Below are 14,822 nucleotides of genomic sequence, written 5' to 3'. Positions count from 1 at the left end.
ACTAACCCAACACCTCCAGCACCAGCTCCATGGTCATCAGCACCGGATTGTCGCCGCGGACCAGGCGTCCTTCCGCGACGCCGCCGGTGTAGTCGATCAGCGCAACGTCGAGCGCAGCTTCGAGCACGCCGGAGGGCCCGGGCGCGATCAGCCCGGCCGTGATCGCCAGCTCGGTCGCGAACGGCTCGGTCACCCCGCCATGGGTGAAGCGCGCGCCAATGGTCGAGCCGACGCCGCCATGGACCTTCGCACGCCTGATGCCACGCGCGCGGCAGAACTCTTCGAGGCAGCCGGCAAAGTCCTGATTGGGCCGCAGCCGCAGCGCGAAGGCGCTGGCCGTGGTACGCGCGCCGGTGCGCGCGGCGGCCACCGGTCCGAACAGCTTGAAATTGGTCTCGGAATCCAGCTCGGCGGTGAACGTCGCGCCATCGAGGCCAAAAGCCTCGACCTCGAACGGTTCGGCGACGACCGTCTCGTCCGGCAACATGTGGCCCCCGCTCGCCTTGCCGTCCGCCTCCGTCCACAGCCCATGGCAGTGAAAGAACGGCGCATCATCGCGGATGCCGAACGTCATGCTGCCGAGCTTCGTGCGCGTCAGGCCGCCGGGCCGGTAAGTGTCGCTGTAGAACGCGGCGTTCTCGCCAGTCTTCGACAATGCCGGCATGACATAGGCAAACGGCCCGAGCGCGCCGTGTCCGAAGTTCAGCACGCCGCCCGCAAAGCCTTCGGCGGCAAAGCCGCGCCGCGCGGCCTCCAGCAGCGGCAGGCCGGCCTGAAGCGTGAATGAGAAGGCGCGGCCCCTCGCCTCCACCCATTGGATGCGTTCGGCGAGCGGTGCGCCCGGCTGCTTGATACTTCGCATCGCCTCCGCTCAGCCCGCCTTCGTCTTGTCGAGATCGAGCAGCCCGCGCGCCTCGAGCTCGTCGCGCACCATGCGTTTTGGGATCTTGCCGTAGCCCGATTTCGGCAAGGCCTCCCAGAAGAAGAACCGCTTCGGCATCTTGTAGCGCGGCACCTTCGGACCGAGGAACGCCGCCATCTCCGCTTCACTCACCGGCTTCTCGCCTTCACGCGCGACGCAGACGGCGACTCCGACCTCGCCCCAGGTCGCATCGGGCACGCCGAGCACGGCGACCTCGCCGACCGCGGGATGCGTCAGGATCTTCTCCTCGATCTCGCGCGGATAGATGTTGGAGCCGCCGGAGATGTACATGTCGGAGGCGCGGCCGGTGATGTAGACGAAGCCCTCCTCGTCCATGTGGCCGAGGTCGCCGGTGCGGAACCAGCCGTTGCGGAACGCCTTCGCATTGGCTTCCGGGTTGTCGTAGTAGCCGGCCAGCACGGCCGGCCCGATCACGCAAATCTCGCCGCTCTGATTGGGGGCGAGCTCGCGGCCCTCGTCGTCCTGAATCGAGACCTGCATCCCGGTGCGCTCGAAGCCGCAGGTGCCGATCTTCGCGTGCGGGCCGTCCTCGGGATCGTGCAGCGCCGCCGGCAGCACGGTGATGTTGCCGGTGACCTCGCCGAGACCGAAATACTGCACGATGACCTTGCCGAGCTTCCTTAGCGCGGTCTTCTGATCCTCGCGATACATCGGCGCGCCCGCATAGATCACGTGGCGCAGCGAGGAGTGATCGTATGTGTCGACGGCTGGGTGCTCGACCATCATCTTCAGGATCGTCGGCACCGTGAAGAGATTGGCGACCCGATGCTGCTCGATCAGGCGGAACGCCTCGTTGATGTCGAACTTCTCGCTCGGCAGCAAAACAGTGCAGACACCGCGCGCGGTCTGCACCAGCTGATGCACGCCGGCGCCATGCGACAGCGGCGCCACCACCAGCGAGGCGTCGTTCTCCGTGACGCCAGGCGTCAGGTCAGCGAGATGGTTGGTGACGACGAAACCCATCTGGCCGTGCGTCAGCACCGCGGCCTTGGAACGGCCGGTGGTCCCGGAGGTGAAGAAGAACCAGCAGGGATCATCGTGCTCGACGGCGACGTTCTCGATCGCCTCGCCGGCGCGCGAGGCGATGGCCTCCGCAACCGACGTCTCGCCGAACGCGGCCTTGCCGTCGATGCTCCAGGTGAAGGCGAGCGCCCCGCCCTTCACCGCCGCGGCATGTTCAGGGAAATCGACATGACACAGGAACGCCTTGGCGCCGGAGGCTTCCGCGAGATACGTCACCTCGTCCGGCATCAGGCGGAAATTGGTGGGCACCCAGACCGCGCCGAGCCGGAATGCGGCGAACATCGAGACAAACATCTCGTCGCCATTCTTGGAATGGACCAGGATGCGGTCGCCCTTGGCGATGCCGCGTGCCGCGAGCGCTGCCGCCAGCGCCGAGACCTGCGCATCGATCTGCCGCCAGGTCCAGGATTTGTCACCCCAGACGAAGCCGGGACACGCTCCGTGCCGCCGCGCATTCTGGGTCAGCATGTGAGCGAGATTCATGACGCGGCGGGACATGCGCAGGGGCTGCATCGGGCTTCCTCTTCAAGTGCGGACGGCGCTCCGGCCCCCCGCTCATTGCGGCCCATTTATCGCCATCGCCCGCACCCCTGCAAGGCCGCGGGCCGCACACCTGCCCTACGGCTGCTTGAATGCGAACGGCGTTGCCGTAATCGCCTTCTGCTTGACGCAGGCCTGCGCACCAAAGCCGCCGCAGAAGCTGCCATGCAGATCGAAGCGGATGCTGCGCGCGGCGCCGCGCTTCACAGACGGCGGCATGATCTTGTAGCCACGGACATAGCCGTCGAACACCTCGCGCGAATTGCCGTCTGGCAATGTCACCACGATCTTCATGACGCAGCCGCCGGTTCCGCAATAGGTGGTCTCGCGGTCGCCGCATCTGGTCGCGCTGAAATCGACGATGTAATCGTCCCGGCCGTCACCGGTGAGGTCGATCCTGCGGACCGTATCGGAGGCGAAGATCACCTCGCCGCCATCCCGGCTGGTGCATTCCTCATTGGCATAGCGCAGCGCCGTCTGCACGCCAGGTGGATAGTCGGACGGATTGAAGAGCTTGGCATCCTCGGCGCGCGCGGCGGAGGCGGTCAGGGCGAGCAGAAGCATCAGATGGCGCATGGGCGTTGGTCGCCGCGGCGGCGGCAACCGTTCAGGGAATTTTAAACATGATCGGCGCAACCTCGCGCAATTCTCGCCTGCAGAGTATCGCATCATGGTCAAAGCGCCCGCCTTCCTCCTGTTGTCGCTGGCGCTCGCCGGATGTGCCGTAGGCCCTCAGGCGCATCTGGCATCCGATCCCGCCTTCAAGCCCGGCCGTTATGCCTGGGACGGCGCCGGTGAGGATCCCAATCGGCCGCGCGCGACCTCACGGCCGACCCGCAATCTGGCGCAGTCCGAGCGCAACACATCGCAGGCCGGACCTCAGCCCCAGTCGAAGGAATGGTGGCAGGCGCAGGACGCCAGCGAGGCCGCGCAGGATGCCCGGCTGAACCGCTCCCTCGTCATCTGTCAGGGATGCCTGCGTCCCCAGCAGCAACCGGAAGATTCCAGGCTCGCCAAAGCCGCTGATTGAACCGAACGGCGTTCACGTCAGTCAACAGGGTTAGACGCCGGCCGCACCGGTCGGTCGTGCTCGCCCTCTTCGCAAAGACAGCATTCCCAGGATCATCCATGCTCACTCGCCGGACCTTCGTCGCCGCCGCTCTGCTCGCCGGCACTGCCCCTGCTCTGGCCGAAACTCCCGCCGCGAGCGATCCCGTCGCGATCCTGACGGCGATCTATACCCGCGCGGCGAAGGGAAAGGGCGAAGGCGGCGGCGCCTTCATCATCGAGAACAAGGCCGCCAAGGCAAAATACCTCTCCAAGGCCCTGGTTGCGCTATGGGCCAAGGCCGATGCGCATACACCCAAGGGCGATGTCGGGCCGGTCGATTTCGACCCGGTCACCAATTCGCAGGAACCGGACGTGAAATCGTTCAAGGTTGACGCGGAGAAGATGGAGGCCGACAAGGCCACGATCGCGGTGACCATCACCGGTCATCGCAACGACCGGAAACCTGCCGACCTGATCGTGCGTTACGACTTCGTGCGCGAGGCCAACAGCTGGAAGATCGACGACATCAAGGGCTCCTCCGGCGGCGAAGCCTGGTCGATCCGCAAGATGCTGATGGACTCGCTCAAGAGCTGAGCGGAGACGACATGAGCGAAATCATCGACAACAGGGCCCATCACCGCTTCGAGCTCGAGATCGAGGGCCACCTTGCGACCGAGCATTACAGGCTCGACGGCGACGTCATCACCTTCGAGCACACCGACGTGCCGAAGGAGCTCGGCGGCAAGGGCGTCGGCTCGAAGCTGGTGCAAGGCGCGCTCGATCAGGTCCGCAGCGCCGGGTTGAAGCTGGTCCCGCAATGCTCGTTCGTGAAGGCGTGGATCGACAAGCATCCGGACTATGCCGATCTCTTGGCACGATAGGAATACGGGCCCGCCGCCCGCAGCCGACGGGCCAGCCGATGCTTTGCGGCCTTATTGCCCATGCCTGAGCATGTCCTGGTCGGTCATATCCCAGTCCTGCCACAGCTGCAGCATGCCGAGCAGCACGAGCACGGCGCCGAGGCCCGTGTGATAGATGCGCAGAAAACCCTCACCGGAATAGCCGACCATGTAGGGCGAGCCGATGAGCCAGAGCCCGACGAGGATCGTCGTCACCTCCTGCCAGCGCTGCAAGGCGACATACTCGAGCTGGCTGATGCCGAAGACGACGAGACCGATTGCGATCGCATTCAGGATCACCGTCTGGTCACCGGTGATCGTCGCATCCTGAACGGGAAACCATGGCGAGGCCACGATCACTGCGCCGAGCAGCATCCCGCACCAGTCCTCCCATGTTCGATGAGTCTGCAAGAATCCAAGGTCCGACATCGCACCCTCCTGTGACAGAGGCACACGTCGGCGGCTGGCGAGCACGACTTCCGAATGTCTTGCGACGAATGTCTCGGCGACCCTGCCGGCCGCATTCGGACGTATGTCCTGCAAAGGACGTGGGAACCGCCGGCGGCTGCGCAAGAGCGGGCTTGAGGATTATTTCGATGGCCGCGAACGCTGGGCGGTGATGAGCAACCACACCGTGGCTACGGCGCTCCGAGCTTGCGCAACGAGTCCTGCGCGGACGCCAGGCCCGGCTTCAATTCCAGCGCTTTCCGGAAATCGGCGATCGCGCCCTGCTTGTCGCCGAGCCGCAGGCGGGCCTGCCCGCGATTGTTCCAGGAATAGGCGTCGGAGGGATCGTATTGCAACGCCTTGTCGTAGTCGGAAATACCGCCCTTGTTGTCGCCCTGGAAGAGGCGGATCATGCCGCGATTGCGCCAGCCGCGCGCGTCTGTCGGCGCGACGCGGATCGCCTCGCCGTAGTCTGCGGCCGCGCGGTCGAGTTGCTCGCTGTCCCGGTAGACGTTGCCGCGATCGATATAGGCGAGCAGATCGGGCGCGAGCTTGATCCGCGTCGTATAGTCGGCGAGCGCATGCGCGACGTCGTGCTTGCGGTAATAGACGAGACCGCGATTGCCATAGGCCATGGCGGAATTCGGGTTGCGCTTGATCGCCGCATCGAAATCGGTCAGGGCGCCGTCGAGGTCGCCCTTGTTGAAGCGGGACTCGCCGCGATTGTTGTAGGCCAGCGCCAGCGACGGATCGAGCTTGATGGCCTGGTCGTAATCGGCAATGGCGCGATCATAATCGCGCTTGAACGAATAGACCCGGCCGCGATTGTTGTAGGCACAGGCATAGGAGGGGTCGAGCCTGAGCGCTTCGTCGAGATCGGTCAGCGCGGCCTCGAGCTCTCTCTTCTCGGTGAGACCATGGCCACGATTGCAATAGGCGCCGGCGAGCCGCTTACCGCTCTCGCTCTTGGTCTCGATCACAGTGGAGCAGGTCTTGACCCGCTGGTCCGGCGTGCTGGTCAGCCCGACGCACGCCTCCCAGTCCGGACCTCCCTCGGCCGCGGCCGGCGCCGTCGAGGTCAGCGCGGCGAGCAACACCATGAGACTGAACCGGACACGCATTTTGCGGATATCTCCCCTGCAGCGATCCTCCTTGGTCGCACCTTGGCAAGGGCCGGTTCAGGCGCCTAGATCAGAGCAAACAGCACGTCGGAAGGATCTTGCATGGCGGCATCGGTACGGGACAACAAGGACAGGAGCCGCTTCGAGCTCGACGTCGGCAGCGAGATCGCGTTCGCCAATTACCGGCTGACGCCGACGGCGGTCATCATCACCCATACCGAGACGCCGCGCGCGCTGCGCGGGCGCGGCATCGGCTCCGAGCTGGTCAAGGGCGCGCTGGATCTGATCCGGCGCGACGGCAGGAAGGTGATCGCCGGCTGCGGCTTCGTCGTCGACTATCTCGACCGGCATCCGGAGGATGCCGATCTGGTCGCCTGAAAGCAAAAGGGCCCGCGAGATCGCGGGCCCTTCCGGCACGACCGGTGTTCGGTCAGTGCTTGATCTCCGGCGGAAGCTTGCCGCCATTGGCGGCGAGCTTGGACATCACCTGCTTGTGCAGCCAGACATTCATGCTGGCCGAGTCGTTCATGTCGCCGGTGTAGCCGAGCTCCTTGGCGAGATCTTTGCGCGCAGCGAGGCTGGAATCGATGTCGAGCGCCTTCATCAGGTCGACGATCGAGGTGCGCCATTCGAGCTTCTCACCCTTGTGCGCGGCCACCGCCTTGTCGACGATCTCCGCCACGTCGACGGCCGCCATCGGCGCGGAAGCCGGCGCCGATGCTCCCGGCGCGGCCCCTGCAGGCGCACTGCCCGGCGCTGCGCCACCGGCGGGCGCGGCGGAAGCCGGCGAGCTGCCGAAGATCGCGCTCATGATTTTCCCGAAAATGCTCATGTCTGCTCCCCGAAAAGGATCCGTTGGAAGGGCCTTGAGTGGCACTTATAGACGAAGTTACGTCGTTGCGCCCGCGAAGTTCTGCGAACCATAGCGCAGCATCAGCTTATCTACGGCGAAATGACGACCGAATGACGTCGTTGAAGGTGCGCTGCGGCATCGAATTTCACCCAAGCGTGAGGGACAGGACTCGGAAATAGGCGTACGCTTTGCGTTCAGCTCGCGATGCCTTCCGGAATTCGCGTCTGGTCGGACTCGCGAAACTCAAGAATGGCGGCCGCTCGCGCCGTTTGCCGGCGCCGGATTCGGCCGCTCGGCAAGGGAGCTAGCGACCATGGCCACACTCTACCAGGGCAATGTCCCCACGATCGGTCAAACCGCGGACGCGGCCGGACCGTTGATCCGAACCATCCAACTCTCCGACTTGCACGATGCGCTCAGGCGCGGCTGGGACGATTTCAAGGCGGTGCCGAGCCACGCCATCATCCTCTGCGTGATCTATCCGGTGCTCGGCCTCGTGATCGCCCGCGTGGCGATGGGCTATTCGGTCATTCCGCTTCTGTTTCCGCTGGCCGCGGGCTTCGCCTTGATCGGCCCCTTCGCCGCGCTCGGCCTCTACGAGCTCTCCAGCCGGCGCGAACGTTATGAGGAAGCCAGCGCCTGGGACGCCATGGAGGTGCTGCGCTCGCCCTCGTTCGGCGCGATGCTCGGTCTCGGTACGCTGCTGCTCGCCCTGTTCGTGACCTGGGTTGCGACCGCGCAGGCGATCTATATCGCGGCGTTCGGCTATGAGGGCGTGACCGGCATCCCGGACTTCATGCGGCGCGTGCTGACGACGCAGCAAGGCTGGTGGCTGATCGTGGTCGGCTGCGGTACCGGCTTCCTGTTCGCGCTTGCCGCGCTCTGCATCAGCGCCGTGTCGTTCCCGCTGATGCTGGACCGCCATGCCGGCGCGTTCGAGGCGATGAGCACCTCGCTGCGCGTTGTCGCGAAAAACCCGGTGCCGATGGCGATTTGGGGCCTGATCGTGGCGGCGCTGCTCGCGCTCGGCACGATCCCGGCGTTCCTCGGCCTTGCCGTCGTGATCCCCCTGCTCGGCCATGCCACCTGGCATCTCTACCGCAAGGTGATCGTCTCGGAGCCCGGCGCACGTCCGGTGCCGCCCCCGCCGCACCGTCCGCGCAAGCCGGCCGCCGACTTCCCGGCCAACCTCTTCCCTTGGCGCAACCGGACCGACGCCTGACGTTATCGTGACATGCGATCCTGCCCCGGCTCGGGCAGGATCGCGCCCTGTCGCACGCCTTGCTTTGGCCGCGGTTCCGACCGAGATTGCGCGCGCCGGTCCGATCGCTTCACGGAATTCATTACCTCGAATGACCTCGACGATTTCTCGTCTCGCTCTCGCAGCCTTCGCCCTCTCCGCATCCCTCTTGTCCGCCCAGCCAGCGCTCGCCGCTGTCGCCTGCGGTTCGGGCAATTTCGATGCCTGGCTCGCTGAATTCAAAACCGAGGCCGCCGCCAAAGGCATCTCGCAACAGGCCATCGCCGCAGGGCTCACCGGCGTGACGCTGGACCAGAGCGTGCTCAACCGCGACCGCTCGCAGAAGGTCTTCAGCCAGACCTTCGAGGAGTTTTCCGGCCGCATGGTGCCGCCACGCCTGGAACGCGGCTCCAACAGGATGAAGCAATACGGCTCGGTGCTGTCGCGCATCGAGCAGGCTTATGGCGTTCCCGGCGAGGTCCTGATCGCGATCTGGGGCCTGGAGACCGATTTCGGCGTCAACACCGGCAAGTTCGCCACGATCCGCTCGCTGGCAACGCTGGCCTATGACTGCCGGCGCGCCGAGCAGTTTCGCGCCGAGCTGATGGACGCGCTGCGCATCGTCCAGCGCGGCGATCTGGCGCCGGCCGAGATGAAGGGCGCCTGGGCGGGCGAGCTCGGCCAGACCCAGTTCATGCCGTCGTCCTGGATGAAATACGCCGTCGATTTCGACGGCAATGGCAAGCGCGACCTCCTGCACAACGCGCCCGACGTGCTCGCCTCGACCGCCAACTATCTCGCCGGCTATGGCTGGCAGAAGGGCAAGGATTGGCAACCGGGCAGCCCGAATTTTGCGGTGCTGCAGCAGTGGAACAAGAGCGAGGTCTATTCCAAGACCGTCGCCTATTTCGCGGCCCAGCTCGCCCGCGCGCCCTAGAGATCCCTCAACAAACGCGTAGGGCCGATCGCCCGGCGACCGGCCCTCTCCTTGTGCGTTTACATCTCGACGATTCTATTTGCCCATGGTGGCGTGCATCGCCTTGTTCAGGTGCATGCCGCACGCGCCCATCTTGCCGTTGAGCATCGAATCCTGCGCGGAGGCGATCTCCTTCTGGGCAACCAGTTTGCTGTCGCCGTCGGGCATGGCCTCGATCGCAGTTTCCGTCTTCTCCAGATTGGCCGAGCTGCAGCCGCCCATGGCGTGCTTGGCGGCCTGGGCCGGTGCAACGGCGAACGCGACGGCGGCAATGGCGATAACCCCGAGTAACTTCGTCATGATGTTACTTCCCTTCTCTTGTTCTTGAGCAGATCCAGCGACATTGCGAGACTCTGCGGGGACACTCTCTGCGGACGTGGCAACTTGTCGCAGTAAACTCCTCGCGAGATGTGCGTGATGTTGCGCGGAGCGCAGAGGCGCATGCGAAATTTCTGATTTTCATTACACCCACGTAATGAACGCTGCACGTTCAACGTGTGCACTGCAGCGAGGCGGGATGTCTCGACAGGCGCGAGACGCCGAACGCAAGGGAAAGATTGTCTCGTCCATTCTGTTCCCCCTAGCGAAGCGAATCGCCGCCTTGTTCGGGGGCCGCGACACGACCATGAATTGAATATCTATTCATTTTATCGAATCCGCTCCCATGCGATTCGCGCATGCAAGACTTGGGTTCAGAAGCTGATCCGGTGGCTTGTCTCTTGGCGACATGCAGCTTATTTCGTCGCCAGATGGACCTACGTAGAATCCCGTAACCACGTGAATTCACGGGCGTTTACGGCGAACCGGCGCCCACACTGCCCTCGCCCTGGGCGGGAGCGCTCTCAGGTTAATCGTCCGTTACGAGTGTTATGCTTCCAGCGCTTAGCTGCATCGCAACATCGGAACTTTCGCAGTGCACCACTCCCATCTATATTCATTCCAACGATGAGGCCCGGGCAAGGGCTGAATCGAACTACAGGAGACTACCAATGCTGCTCTCGCTCATCCGTATGGTTCAGGCTTTCCGTGACTATCAGCGCAATGTTGCCGAGCTGTCCCAGCTCAGCGATCGCGAACTGGCCGACATCGGCCTCGATCGCTCGGACATCCCGCGCGTCGCCGCCGGTCAGTACCAGGGCTGATATCGTTCAGCCCATCACTGGACGAACCGATAACGCCCGCCTCGCGCGGGCGCTGTCGTTTTCAGCGGCAGAAAACTCGATCTCGGCGATTCCACTCTTCGCCGAAAAGCGCTACCTGTCCGCCCCATGACAGGACCCTTATCCAACACCGTGCACGTGATCGGCGCGGGCCTTGCCGGCTCCGAGGCCGCCTGGCAGATCGCCAAATCAGGCGTTCCCGTGGTGCTGCACGAGATGCGGCCGGACCGTATGACCGAGGCCCACCGCACCGACGGGCTCGCCGAGCTCGTCTGCTCCAATTCGTTCCGCTCGGACGACGCCGCCAACAACGCAGTCGGCCTGTTGCATGCGGAGATGCGCCGGCTCGACTCGCTGATCATGCGGGCGGCCGACGCCAACCAGGTGCCCGCCGGCGGCGCGCTGGCCGTCGATCGCGACGGCTTCTCGGCCGCCGTCACCAAGGCCCTCAACGACCATCCCCTCATCGAGATCGCGCGTGGCGAGATCCAGGGCCTGCCGCCGGCCGAGTGGAGCAACGTCATCGTTGCCACCGGCCCCCTCACCTCTGCGCCGCTGGCTGACGCCATCCGCGAGCTGACCGACGAGAACGCGCTCGCTTTCTTCGACGCGATCGCGCCGATCGTGCACCGCGAGTCCATCGACATGTCGGTGGCCTGGTTCCAGTCGCGCTACGACAAGGTCGGTCCAGGCGGCACTGGCGCCGACTACATCAACTGCCCCATGACCAAGGAGCAGTATGACGGCTTCGTCGCCGCGCTGATCTCCGGCGAGAAGACCGAATTCAAGGAGTGGGAGACCAACACGCCCTACTTCGACGGCTGCCTGCCGATCGAGGTGATGGCGGAGCGTGGCCCCGAAACTTTGCGCCACGGCCCGATGAAGCCGGTCGGTCTCACCAACCCGCACGATCCCACCACCAAGGCTTACGCGATCGTGCAGCTGCGCCAGGACAACAAGCTCGGCACGCTCTACAACATCGTCGGCTTCCAGACGAAGCTGAAATATGGCGAGCAGCAGCGCATCTTCCGCAGCATTCCAGGACTCGAGAAGGCCGAATTCGCCCGCCTCGGCGGCCTGCATCGCAACACCTTCCTCAATTCGCCCAAGTTGCTCGACGGCCAGCTCCGCCTGCGTGCGCAGCCGCGGCTGCGCTTCGCCGGACAGATGACGGGCTGCGAGGGCTACGTGGAATCCGCCAGCGTCGGCCTGATCGCCGGCCTCTATGCCGCGGCCGACGCGCGCGGCGAGACGCTGGCGAGCCCGCCGGGCACGACCGCGCTGGGATCGCTGCTGGGCCACATCACCGGCGGCCATATCGAGACCATCGAGCCGGGCACGCGCTCGTTCCAGCCGATGAACATCAATTTCGGCCTGTTCCCGCCGCTTGCGACCGTGCCGACCAAGAAGCCCGACGGTACGCGGCTGCGCGGCAACGAGAAGACGGTGGCCAAGAAGCAGGCGATGAGCGCGCTGGCGCTCGCCGATCTCGATCGCTGGATCGCCGATCATTTGCGCATCGCCGCAGCCGCGTGAGTTTGCAATGAGCCTCCCCAAAGACGACGCCGCGGCACTCTCGGCGCGCTGGACCGAGGGCGTACTGCTCAAGCGCGACGTGTTTTCGACCGTCGAGCGCGGGCGCTTCCGCGGCGACAGCGGCGAAGTCGACGCCGTGCTGCGCCGCCTCGACGAGGTGCCGTGGTGGTCATTCGTGCTGGCACGCCATCTGTTCGCGCGCGAGAAGCATGCCCTGCAGCTCGCCAAGGGCCTCGACGTCGGCCCCGAGCTGCTCTGGGCCGGCCGCCGCGCGCTGGTGCGCGGCTTCGTGGACGGCGTCGCGTTGCATCTTGCGAAGCCCCATGGCGACCTCGCCTATTTCCGTTCGGCCAAGGCCGCCTTGCGCCGGCTGCGCCGCGCCGGCATCTGCCACAACGATCTCGCCAAGGAGCAGAACTGGCTGTTCGGCCGCGACGGCCGCGCCTATGTGACCGACTTCCAGCTTGCAGCGTGCTTCAATCGCCGCGGCCGGCTCTATCGCATCCTCGCCTACGAAGACCTCCGCCATCTGCTCAAGCACAAGCGCTCCTACGCGCCGGAAGCGCTAACGCCGCGCGAGAGAAAGATCCTCGCCAAGAAGTCGTTCGCGGCCAGCCTGTGGCTCGCCACCGGCAAGAAGGTCTATCGCGCCATCACGCGCGGCCTGTTCAACTTCACCGATCGCGAAGGCGGCGGCCGCAGGCTCGTCAATGACGCACCGGTGCTGAGCGCGTTGATCCGCAAGAATCCGGCCGTGCGCGACACCGCCATCGTCGCGTTCGCCGATCGCCGATCCGGCGTCGGGCTCTACGCCTTCGTCGAAGCCGATCAGGCCGCGCTCGAGGGCGAGCTGCGGAACGAGCTCGCCGCCGCCAAGGGCCCGAAGCCGCCGGAACACATCCAGATCGTGCACGCGCTGCCGCGCGACGCCAGCGGCAAGCCGCGCACCGAGATCCTGCAGCTCGTCGCCATGAACCAGCTCGACCTGATCGAGCCCATGATGAAGAACGACCAGGACCGCGCCTTCCTCAAGGACATCCTGGAGCAGCGGAAGAACCTGCGCGACCGCTTCAACTTCGAGGCGGATTTGCCGGCGAACTGACGGATGGCTGCGCCTTGAAGCGTCCACATTGGCGATAGAGAAGCGGGCGGATCATTCGGGCGTGGCGAGATTCATGGGCATTCGGGGGACGATGATGCGTCGTGGCGTTGGCGGTCTGGTCGCAGGTTTCCTGCTGCTCATGGCTGCGCCCGCGATGGCGGATTCTCCGGCCGAGCAGATCTCCAGCTTCCGCCTCAAGCACGGCGAGGTTCGCGTGGTCCGCGATTCGACGCTCGACCGCATCGCCATGGACCAGGCCAAGGCGATGGCGGCGAAGGACGACCTCAGCCACGATGCGCTCGGCCCCTTCAACCGCCGCGTCGCGCCGGCCGGCGCGGGCCGCGCCGCCGAGAACATCGCCTACGGCTACGACAATTTCGAGAAGACGCTCGGCCAGTGGATCGACTCGTCCGGGCACCGCAAGAACCTGTTGCTGCGCAACGCCTCGCGCGTCGGCATCGCCAGCGCCAAGAACGCCAGCGGCAAGCGCACCTATTGGGCCATGGTCATTGCCGGCGACTACGAGCCGAAGGGCAAGGACAAGGGCAAGGGCAAAAAGGACGGGGAACCCCTCGTTGCCGTGAAGCGCGAGGCCGCGCCTGCGAGCAAGCCGAAATCCGAGTCCAAGCCCAAATCCAGCAATTGCCACATCAAGCTGCTCAGCCTCTGCATCTGAGGCGGCCGGGCCATCTTGCTCGCGCCCGGCAACGCGCCTAATCCAGGCACGAGCTCGCAAGCAGCGGAGGGCATGAGTGATCGACATCGACCGAATTCGCGCCGACACGCCGGCCACCTCCCGCCTCACCTATCTCCACAACGCCGGTGCGGCCCTGATGCCGGCGCCGGTCGTCGCGGCGTTGAAGGAGCACATCGATCTCGAGAGCGAGATCGGCGGCTATGCGGCCGCCGACCGCGAGGCGCAACGGCTCGATTCAGTCTACGGCTCGGTGGCGCGTCTGCTCAATGCTGCGCCCGACGAGATCGCCCTGGTGGAGAATGCGACGGTCGCCTGGCAGATGGCGTTCTATTCGCTGCCGTTCCGCAAAGGCGACCGGATCCTGACCGCCGAAGCGGAATACGCGGCCAATTACGTCGCCTTTCTTCAGGTCGCCAAACGCACCGGCGCGGTCATCGATGTGGTGCCGAGCGACGCCACTGGCGAGCTCGACGTCGGCGCGCTCGAGCGCATGATCGACGAGCGCGTCAAGCTGATCGCGGTCACCTGGGTTCCGACCAATGGCGGGTTGGTCAATCCGGCGGCGGCGATCGGCAAGATCGCGCGGACGCACGGCATCCCCTATCTGCTCGACGCCTGTCAGGCGGTCGGACAGATGGAGGTGGATGTCGAAGCGATCGGCTGCGACATGCTGTCGGCCACGGGCCGCAAATTCCTGCGCGGCCCGCGCGGCACGGGATTCCTCTACGTCCGCCGGGCGCTGCTGCAACAGCTCGAGCCGCCGATGATCGACCATTTTGCGGCACCCTGGGTCTCGCGTGGCACATATCAATTGCGCGACGACGCCCGCCGCTTCGAGAACTGGGAGAACAACTACGCGGGCCGGCTCGGTCTGGGCACGGCTGTCGACTACGCCCTCGCAATCGGAATCGCTCCGATCGCGCAGCGCTGCCGAATGCTCTCCGGCCGCCTTCGCAGCGGCCTTGCCGCCCTTCCCGGCATCACCATTCGCGACCTCGGACGCAACCCGGGCGCGATCGTCAGCTTCACACTGGACGGCCACGAGGCGGAGGATATCGTCCGCAGCGCCGGCGCGGCCGGCATCACGATCGGGGCGTCAGATCCTGCGAGCACGCGCATCGACGCCGAAACGCGTTCGCTGCCGAACGTCGTGCGGGCCTCGCCGCATTACTACAACACGGAAGCCGAGGTCGACCGGTTGATCGGCCATCTCGCGGGATTGGCACGGCGATAGG

18 protein-coding genes are annotated in these 14,822 nt (G+C 65.4%); 11 read left to right on the top strand and 7 right to left on the bottom strand.

Annotated features, from left to right (window positions below; translation table 11 throughout):
• Position 1: 1 nt before the first annotated feature.
• The 3 genes from QRQ56_RS05835 to QRQ56_RS05825 form a co-directional block, all read right to left on the bottom strand.
• On the bottom strand, positions 2-862 hold the full coding sequence (locus QRQ56_RS05835) for a PCC domain-containing protein (protein WP_438738271.1): 861 nt from the start codon (positions 860-862) through the stop codon (positions 2-4).
• A 9-nt stretch (positions 863-871) separates the two neighbouring features.
• Positions 872-2,479, bottom strand: a complete 1,608-nt coding sequence (locus QRQ56_RS05830) for an acyl-CoA synthetase (RefSeq protein ID WP_438738269.1) — start codon at positions 2,477-2,479, stop codon at positions 872-874.
• Positions 2,480-2,584: 105 nt separating this feature from the next.
• Positions 2,585-3,082, bottom strand: a complete 498-nt coding sequence (locus QRQ56_RS05825) for a hypothetical protein (protein WP_438738267.1) — start codon at positions 3,080-3,082, stop codon at positions 2,585-2,587.
• Between the two features lie 94 nt (positions 3,083-3,176).
• Between QRQ56_RS05825 and QRQ56_RS05820 the strand changes: the two genes are divergently transcribed.
• The 3 genes from QRQ56_RS05820 (at position 3,177) to QRQ56_RS05810 (ending at position 4,437) form a co-directional block, all read left to right on the top strand.
• Complete coding sequence (locus QRQ56_RS05820) at positions 3,177-3,536, top strand: hypothetical protein (RefSeq protein ID WP_438738264.1); 360 nt, start codon at positions 3,177-3,179, stop codon at positions 3,534-3,536.
• A 98-nt stretch (positions 3,537-3,634) separates the two neighbouring features.
• Positions 3,635-4,150, top strand: coding sequence for a DUF3828 domain-containing protein (locus tag QRQ56_RS05815; protein ID WP_438738263.1), 516 nt, complete (start codon positions 3,635-3,637; stop codon positions 4,148-4,150).
• An 11-nt stretch (positions 4,151-4,161) separates the two neighbouring features.
• Positions 4,162-4,437: a GNAT family N-acetyltransferase gene (locus QRQ56_RS05810; RefSeq protein WP_438738262.1), complete on the top strand. Its 276-nt coding sequence runs from the start codon at positions 4,162-4,164 to the stop codon at positions 4,435-4,437.
• Between the two features lie 51 nt (positions 4,438-4,488).
• Here the strand turns inward: QRQ56_RS05810 and QRQ56_RS05805 are convergent, their stop codons facing one another.
• Positions 4,489-4,884, bottom strand: a complete 396-nt coding sequence (locus QRQ56_RS05805) for an SPW repeat protein (RefSeq protein ID WP_438738260.1) — start codon at positions 4,882-4,884, stop codon at positions 4,489-4,491.
• A 209-nt stretch (positions 4,885-5,093) separates the two neighbouring features.
• Complete coding sequence (locus QRQ56_RS05800) at positions 5,094-6,023, bottom strand: tetratricopeptide repeat protein (protein ID WP_438738258.1); 930 nt, start codon at positions 6,021-6,023, stop codon at positions 5,094-5,096.
• 102 nt (positions 6,024-6,125) lie between these two features.
• Between QRQ56_RS05800 and QRQ56_RS05795 the strand changes: the two genes are divergently transcribed.
• Positions 6,126-6,401, top strand: coding sequence for a GNAT family N-acetyltransferase (locus QRQ56_RS05795; RefSeq protein ID WP_438738257.1), 276 nt, complete (start codon positions 6,126-6,128; stop codon positions 6,399-6,401).
• A gap of 52 nt (positions 6,402-6,453) precedes the next feature.
• Here the strand turns inward: QRQ56_RS05795 and QRQ56_RS05790 are convergent, their stop codons facing one another.
• Complete coding sequence (locus QRQ56_RS05790) at positions 6,454-6,855, bottom strand: DUF3597 domain-containing protein (protein WP_438738256.1); 402 nt, start codon at positions 6,853-6,855, stop codon at positions 6,454-6,456.
• A 334-nt stretch (positions 6,856-7,189) separates the two neighbouring features.
• On the opposite strand from QRQ56_RS05790, the gene QRQ56_RS05785 reads away from it, so the two are divergent.
• On the top strand, positions 7,190-8,098 hold the full coding sequence (locus tag QRQ56_RS05785) for a DUF2189 domain-containing protein (protein ID WP_438738255.1): 909 nt from the start codon (positions 7,190-7,192) through the stop codon (positions 8,096-8,098).
• 130 nt (positions 8,099-8,228) lie between these two features.
• The gene (locus QRQ56_RS05780) at positions 8,229-9,053 is read left to right on the top strand and encodes a lytic murein transglycosylase (protein ID WP_438738253.1); all 825 of its coding nucleotides are present in this window, start codon (positions 8,229-8,231) and stop codon (positions 9,051-9,053) included.
• A 75-nt stretch (positions 9,054-9,128) separates the two neighbouring features.
• Here the strand turns inward: QRQ56_RS05780 and QRQ56_RS05775 are convergent, their stop codons facing one another.
• Positions 9,129-9,392 (bottom strand): hypothetical protein, encoded by a 264-nt coding sequence (locus QRQ56_RS05775; protein WP_298245649.1) that lies wholly within the window; start codon positions 9,390-9,392, stop codon positions 9,129-9,131.
• Between the two features lie 689 nt (positions 9,393-10,081).
• Between QRQ56_RS05775 and QRQ56_RS05770 the strand changes: the two genes are divergently transcribed.
• From QRQ56_RS05770 to QRQ56_RS05750, 5 genes are all read left to right on the top strand, one after another.
• Positions 10,082-10,234 carry a DUF1127 domain-containing protein gene (locus QRQ56_RS05770; protein ID WP_092028666.1) on the top strand — a complete coding sequence of 51 codons (153 nt, stop codon included), beginning with the start codon at positions 10,082-10,084 and terminating at the stop codon, positions 10,232-10,234.
• A 126-nt stretch (positions 10,235-10,360) separates the two neighbouring features.
• Positions 10,361-11,788, top strand: coding sequence for a methylenetetrahydrofolate--tRNA-(uracil(54)-C(5))-methyltransferase (FADH(2)-oxidizing) TrmFO (trmFO, locus tag QRQ56_RS05765; RefSeq protein WP_438738251.1), 1,428 nt, complete (start codon positions 10,361-10,363; stop codon positions 11,786-11,788).
• Positions 11,789-11,795: 7 nt separating this feature from the next.
• A complete protein-coding gene (locus QRQ56_RS05760; RefSeq protein ID WP_438738249.1) occupies positions 11,796-12,890 on the top strand; it encodes an AMP-binding enzyme in 1,095 nt (364 codons plus the stop codon).
• 94 nt (positions 12,891-12,984) lie between these two features.
• On the top strand, positions 12,985-13,566 hold the full coding sequence (locus QRQ56_RS05755) for a CAP domain-containing protein (protein WP_438740080.1): 582 nt from the start codon (positions 12,985-12,987) through the stop codon (positions 13,564-13,566).
• Between the two features lie 76 nt (positions 13,567-13,642).
• Entirely contained in the window at positions 13,643-14,821 is a 1,179-nt protein-coding gene (locus QRQ56_RS05750; RefSeq protein ID WP_438738247.1) for an aminotransferase class V-fold PLP-dependent enzyme, read from the top strand.
• Position 14,822: the final 1 nt, after the last annotated feature.

The organism is Bradyrhizobium sp. U531 (assembly GCF_051710265.1).
Taxonomy (GTDB): Bacteria; Pseudomonadota; Alphaproteobacteria; order Rhizobiales; family Xanthobacteraceae; genus Bradyrhizobium.
Note: the sequence above shows the minus strand (reverse complement) of the source record. Positions and strands in the feature narration are given on the sequence as shown.

What these genes read in the sequence shown, in the direction of transcription:
- QRQ56_RS05815 (WP_438738263.1), top strand. Translation starts at nt 3,635, where the DNA reads ATGCTCACTCGCCGGACCTTCGTCGCCGCCGCTCTGCTCGCCGGCACT.
- QRQ56_RS05795 (WP_438738257.1), top strand. Translation starts at nt 6,126, where the DNA reads ATGGCGGCATCGGTACGGGACAACAAGGACAGGAGCCGCTTCGAGCTC.
- QRQ56_RS05755 (WP_438740080.1), top strand. Translation starts at nt 12,985, where the DNA reads ATGCGTCGTGGCGTTGGCGGTCTGGTCGCAGGTTTCCTGCTGCTCATG.
- QRQ56_RS05835 (WP_438738271.1), bottom strand. Translation starts at nt 862, where the DNA reads ATGCGAAGTATCAAGCAGCCGGGCGCACCGCTCGCCGAACGCATCCAA.
- QRQ56_RS05800 (WP_438738258.1), bottom strand. Translation starts at nt 6,023, where the DNA reads ATGCGTGTCCGGTTCAGTCTCATGGTGTTGCTCGCCGCGCTGACCTCG.
- QRQ56_RS05825 (WP_438738267.1), bottom strand. Translation starts at nt 3,082, where the DNA reads ATGCGCCATCTGATGCTTCTGCTCGCCCTGACCGCCTCCGCCGCGCGC.
- QRQ56_RS05760 (WP_438738249.1), top strand. Translation starts at nt 11,796, where the DNA reads ATGAGCCTCCCCAAAGACGACGCCGCGGCACTCTCGGCGCGCTGGACC.
- QRQ56_RS05780 (WP_438738253.1), top strand. Translation starts at nt 8,229, where the DNA reads ATGACCTCGACGATTTCTCGTCTCGCTCTCGCAGCCTTCGCCCTCTCC.
- QRQ56_RS05775 (WP_298245649.1), bottom strand. Translation starts at nt 9,392, where the DNA reads ATGACGAAGTTACTCGGGGTTATCGCCATTGCCGCCGTCGCGTTCGCC.
- QRQ56_RS05790 (WP_438738256.1), bottom strand. Translation starts at nt 6,855, where the DNA reads ATGAGCATTTTCGGGAAAATCATGAGCGCGATCTTCGGCAGCTCGCCG.
- QRQ56_RS05830 (WP_438738269.1), bottom strand. Translation starts at nt 2,479, where the DNA reads ATGCAGCCCCTGCGCATGTCCCGCCGCGTCATGAATCTCGCTCACATG.
- QRQ56_RS05820 (WP_438738264.1), top strand. Translation starts at nt 3,177, where the DNA reads ATGGTCAAAGCGCCCGCCTTCCTCCTGTTGTCGCTGGCGCTCGCCGGA.
- QRQ56_RS05785 (WP_438738255.1), top strand. Translation starts at nt 7,190, where the DNA reads ATGGCCACACTCTACCAGGGCAATGTCCCCACGATCGGTCAAACCGCG.
- QRQ56_RS05770 (WP_092028666.1), top strand. Translation starts at nt 10,082, where the DNA reads ATGCTGCTCTCGCTCATCCGTATGGTTCAGGCTTTCCGTGACTATCAG.
- QRQ56_RS05805 (WP_438738260.1), bottom strand. Translation starts at nt 4,884, where the DNA reads ATGTCGGACCTTGGATTCTTGCAGACTCATCGAACATGGGAGGACTGG.
- trmFO (WP_438738251.1), top strand. Translation starts at nt 10,361, where the DNA reads ATGACAGGACCCTTATCCAACACCGTGCACGTGATCGGCGCGGGCCTT.
- QRQ56_RS05810 (WP_438738262.1), top strand. Translation starts at nt 4,162, where the DNA reads ATGAGCGAAATCATCGACAACAGGGCCCATCACCGCTTCGAGCTCGAG.